Origin of the sequence: Pseudomonas kairouanensis (assembly GCF_004682055.1) — a bacterium.
GTDB classification, from domain to species: Bacteria; Pseudomonadota; Gammaproteobacteria; order Pseudomonadales; family Pseudomonadaceae; genus Aquipseudomonas; species Aquipseudomonas kairouanensis.
The window spans coordinates 49,414-68,246 of record NZ_QUZU01000006.1 but is presented as its reverse complement, the minus strand read 5'-3'; the positions used below and the strand labels follow the sequence as shown (position 1 = coordinate 68,246).

Sequence of the window (18,833 nt, the reverse complement as noted above, 5' to 3'; positions counted from 1 at the left end):
TGGTGGTGCTTATTCTGCTTAACGTTTCTGGGTCAGGGCGCGACGCTCAAACTCGACGATGCGCTGACGGTAGTGCTCGATGGTCTGGGCAGTGAGGACGCTGCGTTGATCGTCCTTGAGCTCGCCGTTCAGTTCCTGGGACAGCTTGCGGGCTGCGGCCACCATCACGTCGAAGGCTTGCTTTGGATGACGTGGGCCTGGCAGGCCAAGGAAGAAGCTCACCGCGGGGGTGCTGAACAGGTCGATATCGTCCAGATCGAAGGTGCCCGGCTTGACCGCGTTGGCCATGGAGAACAGCACTTCGCCATTACCGGCCATGCTTTCGTGGCGGTGGAAAATATCCATCTCGCCAAAACGCAGGCCGCTTTCCAGAATATTTTGCAACAAAGCCGGGCCCTTGAAGCCAGCGGCGTCGCGACAAATCACGCTGATCACCAGCACTTCTTCGGCAGCCGGTTGATCGGCCACCGATTGGCGTGGCGCGTTCTTGCCGACGTTTTCGTCCGGGAAGTCATCGTCGCGGCTGCTGAAGCTGGGGCCTTCATCGACGTCCAGGTTCAGGTCGCCCTGATGCGGCTCGGCAGCGGCGGGAGCAGCACGCTTGCCACGCTTGGACGACGGCTCGCGGGCTTCACGCACCGGCGCGCTCATCGACGGCAGGTCGTGCTCGTCCAACTGCGGTTCTTTATGGGTATCCAGCACACGGGGTGGCCCCAGCAGCTCGGCGCTGCCGTCGTCGTCGGGCAAGTTGGACAGGTTGCGGTCCAGACGGAATTTGAGCTTGCCCTTGCCACCGCGCATGCGGCGCCAGCCATCAAAAAGAATACCGGCAATGACAATAATGCCGATGACGATCAGCCACTCGCGCAGACCGATTTCCATGTAATCCCGTGCCTCTAATAAAAAATGCTGAAAAATAAGGGGTTTAGCACCGTGCAAACCGCTTTAAAACGTGGCGCCAACTCTATGTTCTGACTGACGTTTTGCCCACGCACACGAAAAATTGACATTAAACTAGCACGACCAAAGATAACTTTACACCGTCTGTCAAAATGCCTTGGACAATTATGTCGTTTAGCCATCTTTGTCACACGGGCAAAAGACCTTACATCGTGCCGATAATTCTCTTTCCAGGCGCGGGTCAGGATTCCACCATCGCCATCGCCTCTTCCACATCCACTGCCACCAAACGCGAACAACCAGGCTCATGCATGGTCACCCCCATCAGTTGATCGGCCATTTCCATGGCGATCTTGTTGTGGGTGATATAGATGAACTGCACGGTCTGGGACATCTCTTTAACCAGGCGTGCGTAGCGTCCAACGTTAGCGTCATCCAGCGGTGCGTCAACTTCATCGAGCATGCAGAACGGCGCCGGGTTCAACTTGAAGATGGCAAATACCAGGGCCAAAGCCGTCAGGGCTTTCTCACCGCCGGACAACAAATGGATGGTGCTGTTCTTCTTGCCTGGAGGCCGCGCCATGATCGTTACCCCTGTATCGAGTAGATCTTCGCCCGTCAGTTCCAAGTAAGCGCTGCCACCGCCGAAAACTTTCGGGAATAACGCCTGTAAACCACCATTAATCTGATCAAAGGTATCTTTAAAGCGGTTGCGGGTTTCCTTGTCGATCTTGCGGATCACGTTTTCCAGGGTATCCAGGGCTTCGACCAAGTCGGCGTCCTGGGCATCCAGATAACGTTTACGCTCGGACTGCTGCTGGTATTCGTCGATGGCCGCGAGGTTGATCGCGCCCAGGCGTTGAATACGCGCAGCAATGCGCTCAAGTTCTTCTTCGGCGTCTTTCTCGTTGGCCTGGGCGGTCAAGGTATTGAGCACGCCGTGCAGGTCGTAGCCGTCTTCCAGCAATTGGTCTTGCAGGGTCTTGCGGCGCACGGTCAGGGCTTGCCATTCCATGCGCTGTTGTTCGAGTTGGCCGCGAATCAACTGGGATTGCTGTTCGGCCTGGGTCCGGCGTTTTTCCGCGTCGCGCAATTCGCGGTCGGCGTCTTCCAGGGCGATCTGGGCGGTCTTGAGCTCTTCGTCGACGCTCATGCGCTTGTCGAGCAACTCTTCGAGCTTGAGGCGCAGCTCTTCCAGCGGCGCTTCGCCCTCCTCCAGGTTGAGGCTTAACTGCTCGCGCTTTTCGGTCAGGCGTTCGGACTGCATCTCCAGGCGCTCAAGGGCCTGGGCGGTGGACGCGTGCTGGGCTTTGAGCGAACCCAGGCGCACCGCCAATTGATGGGCATGATCCTTGTGCTGGCGCGCTTCCTGGCGCACACGGTCGAGGCGTTCGCGCAGGCTGTCGCGCTGGGCCAGCAGCAGTTCGCGCTGTTCGGTGTCCAGGGCCATGCTGTCGAGGGCTTCCTGCAGGTGCAGGCGTGCTTCGCCGATCTGTTCGTGTTCCAGGGCGCGTTGCTCGCCCATCTCGGCCACTTCTTCGTCGAGACGGGTGCGGCGCAGAGTCAGTTGTTCGGCCTTGGCCTTGCTCGCCGAGAGCTGGGCCTTGAGTTCGCCTTGCTGGCGCGCCTCGTCCTGCAACAGGCGGCGCAGGTGTTCGCGGCCGGTCTCTTGCTGGCGCTGGGTGGCGCGCAGGGTTTGCAGTTGGGTTTCCAGGCTTTCGAGGGTGGCTTCGCGCTCTTCGCGCTCGGCAATCAGGTTGACGATTTCCTGGCCGCGAGCCAGCACGCCGCTTTCGGCTTCACTGGCCCGGCGTACCCGCAGGAAGTGCCGACCAACCCAATAACCGTCGCGGCTGATCAGGCTTTCGCCCGCTGCCAGCTGACCGCGCTGGGCCAGGGCTTGCTCCAGGGATTGAACCGGTTTGACCTGGCCCAGCCACGGCGACAAATCAATTGGCGCCTCAACCTTGTCCAGCAAACTGCCCGGCACCCGCGCGCCATCGCTGGCGGGGCTGAGCAAACGCAAATCGCCTTGGGTGAAACCCGCAAGGTCGAAGCCGCCAAAATCATCCACCAGCACCGCCTGCAGATCGGCGCCCAGCACGGTTTCCACCGCCAGCTCCCAACCGGCTTCGACTTTCAAACCTTCGGCCAAACGCGGGCGCTCGGCCAGGTGCTGGTCACGCAGCCATTCGGCGGTGCCGGTGCCAGGGTCCAGCGCGGCTTGCTGCAAGGCTTCGAGGGACGCCAGGCGCCCGTTCAAGCGCTGCAAATCGCCCTGGGCCTGCTGCTGCGCCTGGGTCGCCTGTTGCAGTTGCTGACGCAGTTGCTCCAGGCGCTCCACTTGTTGTTCTTCGCTGGCTTCCAGTTCCTCCAGCGTCATTTCGCTTTCGGCCAGTTGCTCGCTCAGTTCCATGATCGCCGCGTCTTCCGGGTCGGCGGCAAGCAAAATGCGCTCTTCCTGCAGGCGGCGCTGGCGCTCGGCCAAACGCTCCATGCTGGTTTCCAGTTGTTGGATGCGCGACTGCTGCACCTCAGCCTGGCGGCGCGGCTCGGCGGATTGCAGGTTGAAACTGTCCCACTGCTCCTGCCAGCCGTGCATGGTGGTTTCGGATTCTTCCAGGGCGGCGGCGGCCTCTTCGGCGGCGGCGCTGGTGATTTCCTGCTCGGGGGTGAGCATGTCCAGCTCCTCCCCGAGGGTGAGCAGCAAGGTGCGGTCATGGCCCAGGTGAGACTCGGTTTCGAGGCGCGCGCGTTCGGCTTCCTTCAAGTCATCCTGCAACTGGCGCAGGCGCTGCTGGCCGTGCTGAATGCTCTGCTCGACGCGGGCAATATCGCCGCCCACCGAATAGAAGCGCCCCTGCACCAGATTGAAGCGCTCGGACAAATCATGGTGCCCGTCCCGCAGGCGCTCGATGCTGGCGTCGGCATTGCGCTGCTCGGCCACCAGCGCTTCAAAGCTGATTTCCTGGGTGCCGATGATCGCTTCGCGCTGGCCCACCTGGTCATTCAACGCCTGCCAACGCAGGGCCGACAGTTGGGCCTTGAGCTGGCGCTCCTCGCCCTTGTACTCCTGATACTTCTCGGCGGCCTGGGCCTGGCGGTGCAGGCGCTCCAACTGGCGCTCCAGCTCTTCGCGCAGGTCGGTGAGGCGGGCAAGGTTTTCGTGGGTACGGCGAATGCGGTTTTCGGTCTCGCGACGGCGCTCCTTGTACTTGGAGATGCCGGCCGCTTCTTCGATAAAGTTACGCAGGTCTTCGGGCTTGGCTTCGATCAGCTTGGAGATCATGCCCTGCTCGATGATCGAGTAGCTGCGCGGGCCCAGGCCGGTGCCGAGGAAGATATCGGTGATGTCCCGACGGCGACACTTGGTGCCGTTGAGGAAGTAGCTGTTCTGGCTGTCGCGGGTCACTTTGCGGCGAATGGAGATTTCGGCGTAGGCCGCGTATTCGCCAATCAAGGTGCCATCGGAGTTATCGAACACCAGCTCGATACTGGCCTGGCTCACCGGCTTGCGACTGGTGGAGCCGTTGAAGATGACGTCGGTCATCGACTCGCCACGCAGGTTTTTGGCCGAGCTCTCGCCCATCACCCAGCGTACGGCGTCGATGATGTTCGACTTACCGCAGCCATTGGGCCCCACCACTGCCGCCATGTTACTGGGGAAGTTCACCGTGGTCGGGTCGACGAAGGATTTGAACCCCGCCAGTTTGATGCACTTGAGCCGCACGTTTAGGCGTCCGCCAACGCAGCGATGACCAGTTCGCAACTGCGCTGGCCATAGTTGGACAGCACGTAGCGGATCTGCGGCAGGTCACGGGCGAGTACGGCGGCGAGCAGTTGCTCGAAGAGCGCCAGGTATTCGCTCATGGAAGCCTTGCGCTGATCCAGGGCCAGGTAATAGGCACGATTCATCGCCGGCTGCAGGTTCTCGACGGTTTCCTGCAGGTACGGGTTATTGGCGAAGGGGTACGCGGCGCGCATCACGTTGAAGCACTCTTCGACAAAGGCGCGGATGTCCTGGCGTTCGAAGTTGCCCACAAGGCGCTGCTGGATTTGCACGAACGGCGCCATATCCGCCTGGGTCTGCCAGCCTTCGGCAACCGCATTGCCCAGCAGAATGTACAGCTCGCCCATCAGCGTGCACAGGCTCTGCACCTTATGCGCGGTAAGTTCGGTAACGTGGGCGCCCCGGCGCGGCAGGATCGCGATCAGGTGGCGCCGTTCAAGGATCAACAAGGCTTCGCGCACGGAACCACGGCTGACATTGAGTGCCAGCGTGACCTTTTGCTCCTGGATCCGCTCCCCAGGCTTGAGCTCGCCGCGAATGATGCGTTCGGCGAGGTGGTGAGCGATTTGCTCGGCGAGACTGTCCGGCGCCTTGAACGTCATGTTTTCCCTTCAAAATCTTCTATCGGTACAAGCGCGGCAGTGTAGCGCATTGGCCCGCTGATGGCGCTACGCCCACCGTGGCGAATTTGGCACGGAATAAGCAACGCTCAACAGTCAAAAGCCCCTGAAAACGCCGGTTCCAGAAGACTGGACCATAATTGAAAGTGTTGCGACTGCATTTTCTTGACCCTTAGGTCAGAAAATCGTTGACCGAAAAGTCAGACATGACTAGATTCGGCGCAAAGCGGTTAACAACAATAATGAGTCTGCGAGGCCTTCCGTGATCCAGTTTTTACTTAACCAGGAACTCCGTAGCGAGCACGCCCTGGACCCCAACCTCACCGTGCTCAACTATTTGCGTGAGCACTTGGGCAAATCCGGCACCAAGGAAGGCTGCGCCAGCGGCGACTGCGGTGCGTGCACCGTGGTGGTCGGCGAGTTGCACGTCGATGAGCAGGGCATCGAGCAGATTCGATATCGCAGCCTCAACTCGTGCCTGACCTTTGTCTCGTCCCTGCACGGCAAGCAATTGATCAGCGTCGAAGACCTCAAGCACCAGGGCCAACTGCACAGCGTGCAACAGGCCATGGTGGAGTGCCACGGCTCTCAATGCGGTTTTTGCACCCCAGGTTTTGTGATGTCGTTGTTTGCCCTGCAAAAGAACAGCGACGCCCCCGACAGCCAAAAAGCCCACGAAGCCCTGGCCGGCAACCTGTGCCGCTGCACCGGTTATCGCCCGATCCTCGCCGCTGCCGAACAGGCCTGCTGCAACAAGCCTGCGGACCAATTCGACAGCCGCGAGGCCCAGACCATCGCGCGCCTCAAAGCCATCGCGCCGACCCAGACCGGTGAACTCAACAGCGGCGACAAGCGCTGCCTGGTGCCCCTCACCGTCGCCGACCTGGCCGACCTCTACGACGCCTACCCCCAAGCCCGCCTGCTGGCCGGCGGCACCGACCTGGCGCTGGAAGTCACCCAGTTCCACCGCACCCTGCCGGTGATGATCTACGTGGGCAATATCGCCGAGATGAAGCGCATCGAAGCCTTCGACGACCGCCTGGAAATCGGCGCCGCCACTGCCCTGTCCGACTGCTACACCGCGCTGCACCACGAATACCCGGACTTCGGCGACTTGCTGCACCGCTTCGCGTCCCTGCAGATCCGCAACCAGGGCACCCTGGGCGGCAATATCGGCAATGCCTCGCCGATTGGCGACTCGCCGCCACTGCTGATCGCCCTGGGCGCGCAGATCGTGCTGTGCAAGGGCGATGTGAGACGCACCCTGGCGCTGGAGGACTACTTCATCGACTACCGCGTCACCGCGCGCCAGGACAGTGAGTTCATCGAGAAGATCATCGTGCCCAAGGGCCACACACTGTTCCGTGCCTACAAGGTGTCCAAGCGCCTGGACGACGATATTTCCGCCGTGTGCGCCGCGTTCAACTTGAAGATCGACAACGGTGTGATCAGCGAGGCCCGCGTGGCCTTCGGGGGCATGGCCGCTACGCCAAAACGCGCAAAAAGCTGCGAAGCCGTGCTGGTCGGCGCCACCTGGAACGCCGCCACCGTGGAAAAAGCCTGCGCGGCCCTGGCCGAGGATTTCACCCCGCTGTCGGACTTCCGCGCCAGCAAGGAATACCGCCTGCTCAGCGCGCAGAACCTGCTGCGCAAGTACTTTATCGAGTTGCAAACGCCACACATCGAGACTCGGGTGACCGCTTATGTCTAACCATCACGCCGTCGTTAAAACCCAGGCCGAGCTGGCCGAGCTGTTCGCCCAGGACCTCACCTCGGGCGTGGGCCGCAGCGTCAAGCATGACAGCGCCGCCAAACACGTATCCGGCGAGGCGCAGTACATCGATGACCGCCTGGAATTCCCCAATCAACTGCACCTGTATGCACGCATGTCTGACCGCGCCCACGCCCGGATCATCAGCATCGACACAGCGCCCTGCTACGCCTTTGAAGGCGTACGTATCGCCATCACCCACGAAGACGTGCCAGGCCTGAAAGACATCGGCCCGCTGATGCCCGGCGACCCGTTGCTGGCCATCGACACCGTACAGTTCGTTGGCCAAGTGGTGCTGGCCGTGGCCGCGCGGGACCTGGACACCGCACGCAAAGCCGCCATGGCAGCGGTGATCGAATACGAAGACCTGGAACCGGTGCTGGACGTGGTCGAGGCCTTTCGCAAAAAACACTTCGTGCTCGACAGCCATACCCATCAGCGCGGTGATTCGGCAAGCGCACTGGCGAGCGCCAAAAACCGCATCCAGGGCACCCTGCATATCGGTGGCCAGGAACACTTCTACCTGGAAACCCAGATCTCCTCGGTAATGCCCACCGAAGACGGCGGCATGATCGTCTACTGCTCCACGCAAAACCCCACCGAAGTGCAGAAACTGGTGGCCGAAGTGCTGGACGTGTCGATGAATAAAATCGTGGTGGACATGCGCCGCATGGGCGGTGGTTTTGGCGGCAAGGAAACCCAGGCCGCCAGCCCCGCCTGCCTGTGCGCCGTGGTGGCGCGCCTCACCGGCCAGCCGACCAAGATGCGCTTGCCGCGTGTGGAAGACATGCTGATGACCGGCAAGCGCCACCCCTTCTATATCGAATACGACGTGGGCTTTGACGACACCGGCCGCTTGCACGGGATCAACCTGGACCTCGCGGGTAACTGCGGTTGCTCGCCGGACCTGTCCAACTCGATCGTCGACCGTGCCATGTTCCACGCCGACAACTCGTATTACCTGGGCGACGCCACGGTCAACGGGCATCGCTGCAAGACCAACACCGCCTCCAATACCGCCTACCGTGGCTTCGGCGGCCCGCAAGGCATGGTCGCCATCGAGGAAGTGATGGACGCTATCGCCCGCCACCTGGCGCTGGATCCGCTGGCGGTGCGCAAGGCCAACTACTACGGCAAGACCGAGCGCAACGTCACCCACTATTACCAGACCGTCGAGCACAACATGCTCGAAGAGATGACCGCCGAGCTTGAGGCCAGCAGCCAATACGCCGAGCGCCGCGAAGCGATCCGCCTGTACAACGCCCACAGCCCGATCCTGAAAAAAGGCCTGGCGCTGACACCGGTAAAATTCGGCATTTCGTTTACCGCCAGCTTCCTCAACCAGGCAGGCGCCTTGATCCACATCTACACCGACGGCAGTATCCACCTCAACCACGGCGGCACCGAGATGGGCCAGGGCTTGAACACCAAGGTCGCGCAGGTGGTGGCCGAAGTGTTCCAGGTGGACATCGACCGCGTACAGATCACTGCCACCAACACCGACAAGGTGCCCAACACCTCGCCAACCGCTGCCTCCAGCGGTGCCGACCTGAATGGCAAGGCCGCGCAGAATGCCGCCGAAACCATCAAGCAGCGCCTGGTGGAATTTGCCGCGCGCAAGTTCGATGTGAGCGAAGCGGATGTGGAATTTCACAACGGCCATGTGCGAGTGCGTGACCAGATCCTCACGTTTGAGGCGCTGATCCAGCAGGCGTATTTCGCCCAGGTGTCGCTCTCCAGCACCGGGTTCTACAAGACCCCGAAAATCTTCTACGACCGCAGCCAATCCCGTGGGCGGCCGTTCTACTACTTCGCGTTCGGCGCGGCGTGCTGCGAGGTGATCGTCGACACGCTGACCGGCGAATACAAAATGCTGCGCACCGACATCCTCCACGACGTGGGCGCCTCGCTGAACCCGGCCATCGATATCGGCCAGGTGGAAGGGGGGTTTATCCAGGGCATGGGCTGGCTGACCATGGAAGAGCTGGTGTGGAACAACAAGGGCAAGCTGATGACCAATGGCCCGGCCAGCTACAAGATCCCCGCCGTTGCCGATATGCCGCTGGATTTGCGGGTGAAGCTGGTGGAGAACCGCAAGAACCCGGAAGACACCGTCTTCCATTCCAAGGCCGTGGGTGAGCCGCCATTCATGCTGGGGATCGCCTCGTGGTGTGCGATCAAGGATGCGGTGGCGAGCCTGGGTGGTTATCGCCATCAGCCGAAGATCGATGCGCCAGCGACACCGGAGCGGGTGTTGTGGGGGTGTGAGCAGATGCGGCAGATGAGTGTTGCGAAGGTGGTTGAGGCTGACACCGAGATGGCTTCGCTCTAAGACCGAGGTGCTGCCTTCGCGAGCAAGCCCGCTCCCACATTTCGATTTGTGAATACATTCGAGTGTGGGAGCGGGCTTGCTCGCGAAGACGGACGAACTGACAACAGAGATGTTGAGGTAGACATGAACAATTGGCTCAGCGCCCTCGCCCACCTGCAAACCAGCGGCGAACCCTGCGTACTGGTGACCATCATCGAAGAACTCGGCTCAACCCCGCGCAACGCCGGTTCCAAGATGGTCATCAGCGCCGCCCAGAGCTTCGACACCATCGGCGGCGGGCACCTGGAATACAAGGCGATGCAGATCGCCCGCGACATGCTCGTGCGTGGCCAGCAGAGCACCCACCTGGAGCGCTTCAGCCTCGGTGCCAGCCTGGGCCAGTGCTGCGGCGGCGTGACCGTGCTGCTGTTCGAACCCATGGGCCAGGTACAGGCGCAGATCGCGGTGTTTGGCGCCGGCCACGTCGGTCGCGCGCTGGTGCCGCTGCTGGCAAGCCTGCCGTGCCGGGTGCGCTGGATCGATTCGCGCGAACAGGAGTTTCCAGAACATATCCCCCAAGGCGTGCGTAAAATCGTCAGCGAAGAGCCGGTGGATGAAATTGCCGACCTGCCAGCGGGCAGTTACTGCATCGTCATGACCCACAATCACGCGCTGGACCTGGAACTCACCGCCGCCCTGCTCAAGCGCAATGACTTCACCTACTTCGGCCTGATCGGCTCCAAGACCAAGCGCGTCAAGTTCGAACACCGCCTGCGTGACCGAGGTTTCGACGCCGCACAGCTGCAACGCATGCGCTGCCCCATGGGCCTCACCGAGGTGAAGGGCAAATTGCCGGTGGAGATCGCCATCTCCATCGCCGGCGAAATCATCGCCACCTACAACGCCAATTTCGGCCAGCACACAGCCAATGCCGAACCCATTGCCAAACTGCTGCCGGCTTCACGCCGCAGCCAAGCCACTTCTTCTTTTGCCAAGAACTGAGACCACCATGCCTTTGACTCGCAAAGCCTACCGTGCTGCCATCCTGCACAGCATCGCCGACCCCGCCGAAGTGGGCATCGACGCTTCCTGTGAGTATTTCGAAGACGGCCTGCTGGTGATCGAAAACGGCCAGATCAGCGCCGTCGGCCATGCCGGTGATTTGCTCCCGACCCTGCCTGCCGATATCGAAGTCACCCATTACCAGGACGCGCTGATCACCCCCGGCCTGATCGACACCCACATTCACCTGCCGCAAACCGGCATGGTCGGCGCTTATGGCGAGCAGTTGCTGGACTGGCTCAACACCTACACCTTCCCGTGCGAAAGCCAGTTCGCCGACAAGGCCCACGCCGAGGAAGTCGCCGATATCTTCATCAAGGAACTGCTGCGCAACGGCACCACCACCGCGCTGGTGTTCGGCAGCGTGCACCCGCAATCGGTGAATTCATTCTTCGAGGCCGCCGAGAAACTCGACCTGCGCATGATCGCCGGCAAGGTGATGATGGACCGCAACGCGCCCGACTACCTCACCGACACCGCCGAAACCGGCTACCAAGAGAGCAAGGCGCTGATCGAGCGCTGGCACGGCAAAGGCCGCCTGCATTACGCGGTTACGCCACGCTTTGCCCCCACCAGCACGCCGGAACAGTTGGCACTGGCCGGGCAACTGCTGGGGGAATACCCGGACCTGTACATGCAGACCCACATCAGCGAGAACAAGCAGGAAGTGGAGTGGGTAAAAGAGCTGTTCCCTGAGCGAACGGGTTACCTGGACGTGTACGACCATTACAAGCTGCTGGGCGAGCGCTCGGTGTTTGCCCATGGCGTGCACCTGTGTGATGACGAGTGCGCACGATTGGCGGAAACCGGCTCGGCGGTGGCGTTCTGCCCGACGTCGAACTTCTTCCTCGGCAGTGGTTTGTTCAACCTGCCGATGGCCGAGAAACACAAACTGAATGTGGGACTGGGTACGGACGTGGGCGGCGGCACCAGTTTCTCGCTGCTGCAAACCCTGAACGAAGCCTACAAGGTGATGCAGTTGCAGGGCGCGCGGCTGAGCCCGTTCAAATCGCTGTATCTAGCCACATTGGGCGGTGCGCGGGCGCTGCGGTTGGAAGACAAGATCGGTACGTTGCAGCCGGGTACGGATGCGGACTTTTTGGTGCTGGATTACAACGCTACGCCGCTGCTGAGCTATCGCTTGAAGCAGGCCAATAACATTGCCGAGACGTTGTTTGTGTTGATGACGCTGGGGGATGACCGGACGGTGTTGCAGACTTATGCGGCGGGGGCGCTAGTCCATCAGCGCTGATTTTTCAGACACACCCCAAAACAAATGTGGGAGCGGGCTTGCTCGCGAAAGCGGAGTATCAGTCGATAGATGTGTTGACTGATCCACTGCTTTCGCGAGCAAGTCGAATCGTCGCACCGCCCCTCCCACATTTTTTGTCCCAGGTGAGTCAGGACGATCAGAGTTTGATCGACGAACGCCCCGGCTTCTTGGTTTGCAGCAAATGCGAAAACACCGCATGCAAATCATCCGAAGCACTCTCCTCATCGAGGTTGAGCTTGCTGTCGATGTGATCCATGTGATGCATCATCAAATCCACCGCCAACACCGCGTCCCGCGCTTCGATCGCGTCGATCAACTGGGTGTGTTCGTCGTACGAGCAATGCGAGCGGTTGCCGCTTTCGTACTGGGCGATGATCAATGAGGTCTGGGACACCAGGCTGCGCTGGAAGCTGATCAGCGGCGCGTTCTTCGCCGCCTCGGCCAGCTTGAGGTGGAATTCGCCGGAGAGGCGGATACCGGCACCCCGGTCGCCACGGGAGAAGCTGTCGCGTTCGTCGTTGACCATCTGGCGCAATTCGGCCAGTTGCTCGGCCGTGGCGTGCTGCACCGCCAACTCAGTGATCGCCCGTTCCACCAGGCGCCGCGCCATGAACACCTGGCGGGCTTCCTCGACACTCGGGCTGGCCACCACGGCGCCGCGATTGGGCCGCAGCAGCACCACGCCTTCATGGGCCAGGCGCGACAGGGCGCGACGAATGATGGTGCGGCTCACGCCAAAAATTTCGCCCAGTGCCTCTTCGCTCAATTTGGTACCGGGTGCCAGGCGTTGTTCGAGGATGGCCTCGAAGATATGCGCATAGACGATATCGTCCTGGGTGCCGCTGCGACCGGCCTTGCCAGCTCGCGGGGTTTTCTTGAGAGGTTGCAACTGTTCGTTCATGGGCACTCGGGTTTGGAGAACGGCGGCGAAATAACGGTAATACGGCAACAACGGGTTGCTGGCAAGTATCACCTAAAAACAGCGCACATTGTACACAACCGATTGCGCCAACACACTGTACGGCTGTTTGCGGCTTCGGCTGTATCGCAATGAGTGGTTACGTTTGAGTTTAGGCTTGAATCCACGATTTCCCACTGTAGGAGCGAGCTTGCTCGCGAAGCTCTCCAGAGCACCACGTTCACCCAGACTCTACGCGTGATCGTTGACGGTTTTCGCGAGCAAGCCCGCTCCTACAACTTAAGGCAAGGAACACCCTTCATGACCGACGCCACCCAAGCGCCCCTGCGCCCGCTGGCCGACACCTCACCATCGGCTATTGTCGCCGGTTTTATCGCCATGATGACCGGCTACACCAGCTCCCTGGTGCTGATGTTCCAGGCCGGGCAAGCCGCCGGTTTGACCACGGCGCAGATTTCCTCCTGGATCTGGGCGATTTCCATCGGCATGGCGGTGTGCAGCATCGGCCTGTCCCTGCGCTATCGCACGCCGATCACCATTGCCTGGTCCACCCCCGGAGCGGCATTGCTGATCACCAGCCTGGGCGGCGTGAGTTACGGTGAAGCCATCGGCGCCTACATCACCTGCGCGGTGCTGGTGACGATCTGCGGGCTGACCGGCAGCTTCGAGAAATTGGTCAAGCGCATCCCGGCGTCACTGGCAGCGGCATTGCTGGCGGGGATTCTGTTCAAGATCGGCAGCGAGATCTTCGTCGCGGCCCAACATCGCACCGGCCTGGTGCTGGGGATGTTTTTCACTTACCTGATCATCAAGCGCCTGTCGCCACGCTATGCGGTGCTGGCCGCATTGGTGATCGGCACGGCCTTGTCAGGGCTGATGGGGCTGCTGGATTTCAGCGGATTCCACCTGGAAGTGGCCACACCCGTGTGGACCACCCCGCACTTCTCCCTGGCGGCGACCATCAGCATCGGCATCCCGCTGTTCGTGGTGGCCATGACCTCGCAAAACATGCCCGGCGTTGCGGTGCTGCGCGCCGACGGCTACAACGTGCCCGCCTCGCCGCTGATCACCGCCACGGGCCTGGCCTCGCTGGTGCTGTCGCCCTTCGGCTCCCACGGCATCAACCTGGCGGCGATCAGCGCAGCGATCTGCACAGGCCCACACGCCCATGAAGACCGCAACAAGCGTTACACGGCCGCCGTGTGGTGCGGGGTGTTCTACGGGATTGCCGGGGTGTTTGGCGCCACGCTGGCGGCATTGTTCGCCGCCTTGCCCAAGGAACTGGTGCTGTCGATTGCGGCATTGGCGCTGTTTGGCTCGATCATCAATGGCTTGAGCATCGCCATGAATGAGCCGAAGGAACGGGAAGCGGCGCTGATCACCTTTATGGTCACCGCGTCGGGCTTGACGCTGTTTTCCATCGGGTCAGCGTTCTGGGGGATTGTGGCGGGGGTGTTGACGCTGCTGATTCTGAATTGGCGCAAGGCATAAAAAAACGGCGACCCTAAGGTCGCCGTTTTTTCAGTATCACTTAGCCGCGTTGATCGGCTTTTCCGGATACCACACGTCCAGCAGCGGGCTGACTTCAGCGCTTTTCAGTTCGCTGCGGCCTTTGAGCCAGCTTTCAACAGCGGCACGCTGTTCTTCGTTGACCGAGCCACGCTTTTGCAGGCAAACCAGACCGAAGTCATCGCCGCCAACATAGCCAAGACCGTTGGCTTCCATGGCTTCTTTGATGAATGCTTCGAGGAAAGCGTCGGTCGCCTCTTCACTCAGGTCTTCTTTGAAGTCCAGGTTCAGTTCGAAACCCAGCTCTTGAAATTCATCAACGCACAGTTTTTTGCGCAGACGCTGGGAACGGTTAGTCGCCATTGGAACAATCCTCTTAAGTAATAACGGGCGGCACTTTAGCAGTTTAAGGCGGTGATTGCCCGACTCTCTGGGACGGGCGGCGAAATGCCTGTAAAAAAACGCCGATTTCCAGCTATCGTTCAGCTACAAGTGGCCCCACCTTGGGGCATAATGCCGACACTTTCATGACCAATGAGGGATTTTCTTACATACCCCTCGCCTTTTTCCACCCTCCTCAGCAGTAGGGTCTTATTCCTTATGATCAAATCTTTGCGTCCATTACTCCTCGCCGGTTTTCTTCTTCCGCTGGCCTTCAATGCTACCGCTGCCCCCGTCAACAACAGCCTGCCGCCCAATGTCCAGCAGGCCCTTTCCAAAGCCAAACTGCAAAACACCGCCCTGTCCCTGGTGATGATCCCCCTCAATGGCCCCGGCACGCCTACCGTCTTCAACGCCGATGTGTCAGTAAACCCGGCGTCCACCATGAAGCTGGTCACCACCTACGCGGCCCTGGAAATGCTCGGCCCCAACCACCAGTGGAAAACCGAGTTCTATACCGACGGCACCCTCAGCGGAGGCGTGCTGCACGGCAACCTGTACCTCAAGGGCGGCGGCGACCCCAAGCTGAACATGGAAAAACTCTGGCTGCTGATGCGTGACCTGCGTGCCAACGGCGTGCAGCAAGTCACCGGCGATCTGGTACTGGACCGTGGTTTCTTCATTCCGCCGCAATTGCCCGAGTTCAATGACGACGGCAACGATGAGAACAAGCCGTTCCTGGTCAAGCCCGATGCTCTGCTGGTCAACCTCAAGGCCCTGCGCTTCGTGACCCGCAACGATTCCGGCCGGGTGCTGGTGTCGGTGGAGCCACCGATTGCCAGTATCCGCATCGACAACCAGGTCAAGGTCTCCAACGCCAAGCAGTGCACCGGGGACGTACGCTACAACCCAGTCACCGCCGCCGATGGCAGCGTGACCGTGACCGTCAGTGGCCAGTTGGCCGAGGGCTGCAGCTCGCAGACTTATCTCTCGCTGCTGGACCACGCCACCTACACCGCCGGTGCCGTGCGCGCGATCTGGCAGGAACTGGGCGGCACCATCCAGGGCCGCGACATCCAGGCACCTGTGCCCAAGGATGCCAAGGTGCTGGCACGGGCGTTCTCGCCGGACCTGGCGGAAATCATCCGCGACATCAACAAATACAGTAACAACACCATGGCCCAGCAGTTGTTCCTGAGCCTGGGCGCGCAGTTTCGCAACGATGCCGACGGTGACGACGCCAAGGCCGCACAACGGGTCGTGCGCCAGTGGCTGGCGAAGAAAGGCATTACCGCGCCGCACCTGGTGATGGAAAACGGCTCCGGCCTGTCCCGCGCCGAACGGGTCAGCGCGCGTGAAATGGCGGCAATGCTGCAAGCTGCCTGGAAAAGCCCCTACGCGGCCGAGTACATCAGCTCGATGCCCATTGCCGGCACCGACGGCACCATGCGCAAACGCCTTAAGACCACCGCCATGCGCGGTGAAGCCCACGTCAAGACCGGCACCTTGAACACCGTGCGCGCCATCGCCGGGTTCAGCCGCGATAACAACGGCAATACCTGGGCGGTGGTAGCGATTCTGAATGATCCGAAGCCATGGGGCGCTTCGTCGGTGCTGGATCAGGTGTTGCTGGACCTGTATCGCCAGCCGAAAATCGCGCAGGCTGCGCCTGTGCTATAGAGAGCGCCGCACTACCCTGTGGGAGCGGGCTTGCTCGCGAAGACGGTGTATCAGCAACAGATGTACTGACTGATCCAACGCTTTCGCGAGCAAGCCCGCTCCCACATGGGCCCTGCGTCGGCCTTCAAGCCCGCACTCGCTCTGCTTCTACCCGATCCCTGCCCGCCTGCTTGGCCACATACACCGCCGAGTCAGCGCGCAGCAGCAGCCCGTCAATGCCTTCGTCGATGCGCCAACTGGCCACGCCAAAGCTCGCGGTCACAATACCCACCGGCTCCATCGGCACCTCACGCAGCGACTGCCACAACTCCATCGCCAGGCTATAGGCCTGTTCGCCATCGGTGTTGGGGCACAGCACCATGAATTCCTCGCCACCGAGGCGGCAGAATACATCGGTGCGGCGCACACGCTGGCTGATGCGCTTGCACAGTTCCTGCAGCACGCTGTCGCCTACCCCGTGCCCGTGCTGGTCGTTGATGCGCTTGAAGTGGTCGATATCCAGCATGATCAGCGACAACGCCCCCGACGTGCGGTTGAGCCGCACCATTTCAGCCTTGAGGCGATCCTGGAAATAACGGCGGTTGTGAATGCCCGTCAGGGAGTCGGTGATGGACAGCGCACGCAGCTCTTCTTCCACCCGTTTGAGATCGGAAATATCCGACACGTAGCCATGCCATAACGTACCGCCGCCAGATAATTCTTCCGGGGTGGCCTCGCCCCGGATCCAGCGCAGGCCTCTTTGGGGCAATTGCACCCGGTACTCTTCGCGCCAATGGCTCAACTGCAACGCCGACAAGCGAATCGAGGCACGCACGCGCTCCACATCCAGCGGGTGGATGCGCTCGAAGACCTTCTTGGCATCCTGTTGCAGCACGCCCGGCTCTATTTCGTAGATGTCACGGATGCCGTCACTGGCGTAGATAAAACGCCAGTTGTCGTGGGGCTCCAGGGTGAACTGGAAGATCCCGCCGGGCACATGGGCACTGAGCTTTTTCAACAAGCGATCCCGTGCGGCCAGCGCTTCATAGGCACGCTTCTGTTCGGTGATATCCAGGTAAATCGCCAAGTGGCCAATCCACAAGCCATGGTCATCCAACAGCACGGTGGCGAGCATATTCACGGTCAATTGGCTGCCGTCCTGGCGGATCAAGCTCCATTCGCGGGCCTCGTGCAGGGTGTCCGGGCTTTCCACCAGCATCGCCTGACTTGCCGGGATACGCTTGCCCAGGGTCACGCTCAGGCTGGCAGAGCGAGCTTCGAGCTCCGTCGAAAGGTGCAGGCTTTCCAACGTCACCTTGCCCACGACTTGCTCGGCCTTGAAGCCGAGCATCTGTTCGGCACCGGCGTTGAAGGTATTGATGACACCGCGCAGGTCGGTGGCAATGATTGCGACCTGGGTAGCGGCGTTCAAAACGCTGCGCAGTTGGCCATGGGCACCACGCAACTCCTGCTCGCGCAGGCGCAACTGCACGGTGCGCTGCTCCACCAGTTTCAGCGCGCGCTGGCGCTGGCTCACCAACACATAGAGCAAGGCGCTGAGCAACAGGCTGAGCAAACCGCCCATGGTCAGGATGGTGGACAGGGAAGAACGGTTGACCTGATCAAACACCTGGCTGGGGCGCAGGCTCAGGGTATACACGTGATCGCCCAGGCTTAGCCGCCGTGCGGCAGACAGGTCGCTGTCGCCCACGCTATTGCTGGACTCGTAGAGCACGCGTTTTTGCAGGTCGGAGGTGTCGACGATCTGCATCACCAGGTTGTCCCGATCCGGCTTGGGCAAACCATCGGCCACCAGCTGGCGCATGCTGATCACCGCCATGACATAACCATAGGGCTCATTCTGGGACTGCCCGGCAGCGGGCAGGTTGCTCACCGGTGCCACCAACAACACCCCGGTGGCGTAGGCCGGCTCTACCCCCACCAACTGCATGGGTTGCGACACCGCCAGCTTGCCGGTCTTTTGCGCCCGCTCCAGGGTTACGCGCCGCAGCGGCTGGGCCAGCAGATCAAAGCCCAGGGGCGCGCCCAGCAGGCTTTGGGTCTGACTGTAGAGCACCGGCACGTACTCATCACGCTCGGATGCGGGCGCCAGTTCGCCGGCTGCGTTCAATTCACGAATGATAAAAGGCGCGCCGCGTTGGTGGGACATTTGCTGTTCGAACTGGCTGCGCTGCTCGCGAAATACCCGGGGCGCCCAGGAATAGGCACGGGTGCGCAGTAACAAGGGTTGGGCAAAACCGTCGAATTCTTCGCGGGAAACGTCATCGGAATTGACGAAGAAACGTCGCAGGCTGTTCAGGCGCTGTTCCTGGTCCTCGAAGCGTTCCTGCAGGCGGGTATAGCGCTCATTGACCAGCAACTGAAAACGCTGGCGCACCTGTTGCTCATAAAGATCGGACGACGCCCAGGCGATGATCACCGTGAGCGCACACCCTGCCAACACCACCACCAACGCCACCAGCCAAGCCGACGCCTGCTCACTGATAAAGCCTAGGATTTTCGGGCGAACAGCTTGCAACGGCATAGGCAACACTCACAACGCCAGCGTGCGGGGGGTGTCACTTTGGCTAGGCTTTAAGTTATAGCGATAGGCCCAGTGTTTGACCAGCGCAAAACA

12 protein-coding genes are annotated in these 18,833 nt (G+C 61.0%); 6 read left to right on the top strand and 6 right to left on the bottom strand.

From position 1 onward, the window contains the following. Nucleotides 1-18: 18 nt before the first annotated feature. From zipA to DYL59_RS07295, 3 genes are all read right to left on the bottom strand, one after another. The gene (zipA, locus tag DYL59_RS07305; protein WP_135288564.1) at nt 19-882 is read right to left on the bottom strand and encodes a cell division protein ZipA; all 864 of its coding nucleotides are present in this window, start codon (nt 880-882) and stop codon (nt 19-21) included. Nucleotides 883-1,141: 259 nt separating this feature from the next. Then, nucleotides 1,142-4,630 (bottom strand): chromosome segregation protein SMC, encoded by a 3,489-nt coding sequence (gene smc, locus DYL59_RS07300; RefSeq protein ID WP_135288563.1) that lies wholly within the window; start codon nt 4,628-4,630, stop codon nt 1,142-1,144. Between the two features lie 2 nt (nt 4,631-4,632). Continuing rightward, nucleotides 4,633-5,292, bottom strand: a complete 660-nt coding sequence (locus tag DYL59_RS07295; protein ID WP_135288562.1) for a GntR family transcriptional regulator — start codon at nt 5,290-5,292, stop codon at nt 4,633-4,635. A gap of 280 nt (nt 5,293-5,572) precedes the next feature. Here DYL59_RS07295 and xdhA point away from each other — a divergent pair, with 280 nt between their 5' ends. The 4 genes from xdhA (at nt 5,573) to guaD (ending at nt 11,706) form a co-directional block, all read left to right on the top strand. Beyond that, nucleotides 5,573-7,021, top strand: a complete 1,449-nt coding sequence (gene xdhA / locus DYL59_RS07290) for a xanthine dehydrogenase small subunit (RefSeq protein WP_135288561.1) — start codon at nt 5,573-5,575, stop codon at nt 7,019-7,021. Continuing rightward, complete coding sequence (gene xdhB / locus DYL59_RS07285; protein ID WP_135288560.1) at nt 7,014-9,413, top strand: xanthine dehydrogenase molybdopterin binding subunit; 2,400 nt, start codon at nt 7,014-7,016, stop codon at nt 9,411-9,413. The genes xdhA and xdhB overlap by 8 nt, the downstream gene beginning before the upstream one ends. A gap of 123 nt (nt 9,414-9,536) precedes the next feature. After that, nucleotides 9,537-10,394 carry a xanthine dehydrogenase accessory protein XdhC gene (xdhC, locus tag DYL59_RS07280; protein ID WP_135288559.1) on the top strand — a complete coding sequence of 286 codons (858 nt, stop codon included), beginning with the start codon at nt 9,537-9,539 and terminating at the stop codon, nt 10,392-10,394. Between the two features lie 7 nt (nt 10,395-10,401). Beyond that, entirely contained in the window at nt 10,402-11,706 is a 1,305-nt protein-coding gene (gene guaD, locus DYL59_RS07275; protein ID WP_135288558.1) for a guanine deaminase, read from the top strand. A gap of 157 nt (nt 11,707-11,863) precedes the next feature. Here guaD and DYL59_RS07270 read toward each other — a convergent pair whose 3' ends face one another. After that, on the bottom strand, nt 11,864-12,628 hold the full coding sequence (locus tag DYL59_RS07270; protein ID WP_135288557.1) for a GntR family transcriptional regulator: 765 nt from the start codon (nt 12,626-12,628) through the stop codon (nt 11,864-11,866). A gap of 318 nt (nt 12,629-12,946) precedes the next feature. Here DYL59_RS07270 and DYL59_RS07265 point away from each other — a divergent pair, with 318 nt between their 5' ends. Further along, nucleotides 12,947-14,137, top strand: coding sequence for a benzoate/H(+) symporter BenE family transporter (locus tag DYL59_RS07265; RefSeq protein WP_135288556.1), 1,191 nt, complete (start codon nt 12,947-12,949; stop codon nt 14,135-14,137). Between the two features lie 36 nt (nt 14,138-14,173). On the opposite strand, the gene DYL59_RS07260 is transcribed toward DYL59_RS07265, so the two are convergent. Continuing rightward, on the bottom strand, nt 14,174-14,518 hold the full coding sequence (locus tag DYL59_RS07260) for a YggL family protein (RefSeq protein ID WP_017134776.1): 345 nt from the start codon (nt 14,516-14,518) through the stop codon (nt 14,174-14,176). A 237-nt stretch (nt 14,519-14,755) separates the two neighbouring features. Between DYL59_RS07260 and dacB the strand changes: the two genes are divergently transcribed. Continuing rightward, nucleotides 14,756-16,216, top strand: a complete 1,461-nt coding sequence (dacB, locus tag DYL59_RS07255) for a D-alanyl-D-alanine carboxypeptidase/D-alanyl-D-alanine endopeptidase (protein WP_135288555.1) — start codon at nt 14,756-14,758, stop codon at nt 16,214-16,216. A gap of 124 nt (nt 16,217-16,340) precedes the next feature. Here dacB and DYL59_RS07250 read toward each other — a convergent pair whose 3' ends face one another. Next, nucleotides 16,341-18,740: a sensor domain-containing diguanylate cyclase gene (locus DYL59_RS07250; RefSeq protein ID WP_135288554.1), complete on the bottom strand. Its 2,400-nt coding sequence runs from the start codon at nt 18,738-18,740 to the stop codon at nt 16,341-16,343. Nucleotides 18,741-18,833 lie beyond the last annotated feature (93 nt).

Excerpts from the sequence above, each read along its gene's own strand:
- zipA (WP_135288564.1), bottom strand. The coding sequence starts at position 882 with ATGGAAATCGGTCTGCGCGAGTGGCTGATCGTCATCGGCATTATTGTC.
- DYL59_RS07295 (WP_135288562.1), bottom strand. The coding sequence starts at position 5,292 with ATGACGTTCAAGGCGCCGGACAGTCTCGCCGAGCAAATCGCTCACCAC.
- xdhB (WP_135288560.1), top strand. The coding sequence starts at position 7,014 with ATGTCTAACCATCACGCCGTCGTTAAAACCCAGGCCGAGCTGGCCGAG.
- xdhC (WP_135288559.1), top strand. The coding sequence starts at position 9,537 with ATGAACAATTGGCTCAGCGCCCTCGCCCACCTGCAAACCAGCGGCGAA.
- guaD (WP_135288558.1), top strand. The coding sequence starts at position 10,402 with ATGCCTTTGACTCGCAAAGCCTACCGTGCTGCCATCCTGCACAGCATC.
- DYL59_RS07270 (WP_135288557.1), bottom strand. The coding sequence starts at position 12,628 with ATGAACGAACAGTTGCAACCTCTCAAGAAAACCCCGCGAGCTGGCAAG.
- DYL59_RS07265 (WP_135288556.1), top strand. The coding sequence starts at position 12,947 with ATGACCGACGCCACCCAAGCGCCCCTGCGCCCGCTGGCCGACACCTCA.
- DYL59_RS07260 (WP_017134776.1), bottom strand. The coding sequence starts at position 14,518 with ATGGCGACTAACCGTTCCCAGCGTCTGCGCAAAAAACTGTGCGTTGAT.
- dacB (WP_135288555.1), top strand. The coding sequence starts at position 14,756 with ATGATCAAATCTTTGCGTCCATTACTCCTCGCCGGTTTTCTTCTTCCG.
- DYL59_RS07250 (WP_135288554.1), bottom strand. The coding sequence starts at position 18,740 with ATGCCGTTGCAAGCTGTTCGCCCGAAAATCCTAGGCTTTATCAGTGAG.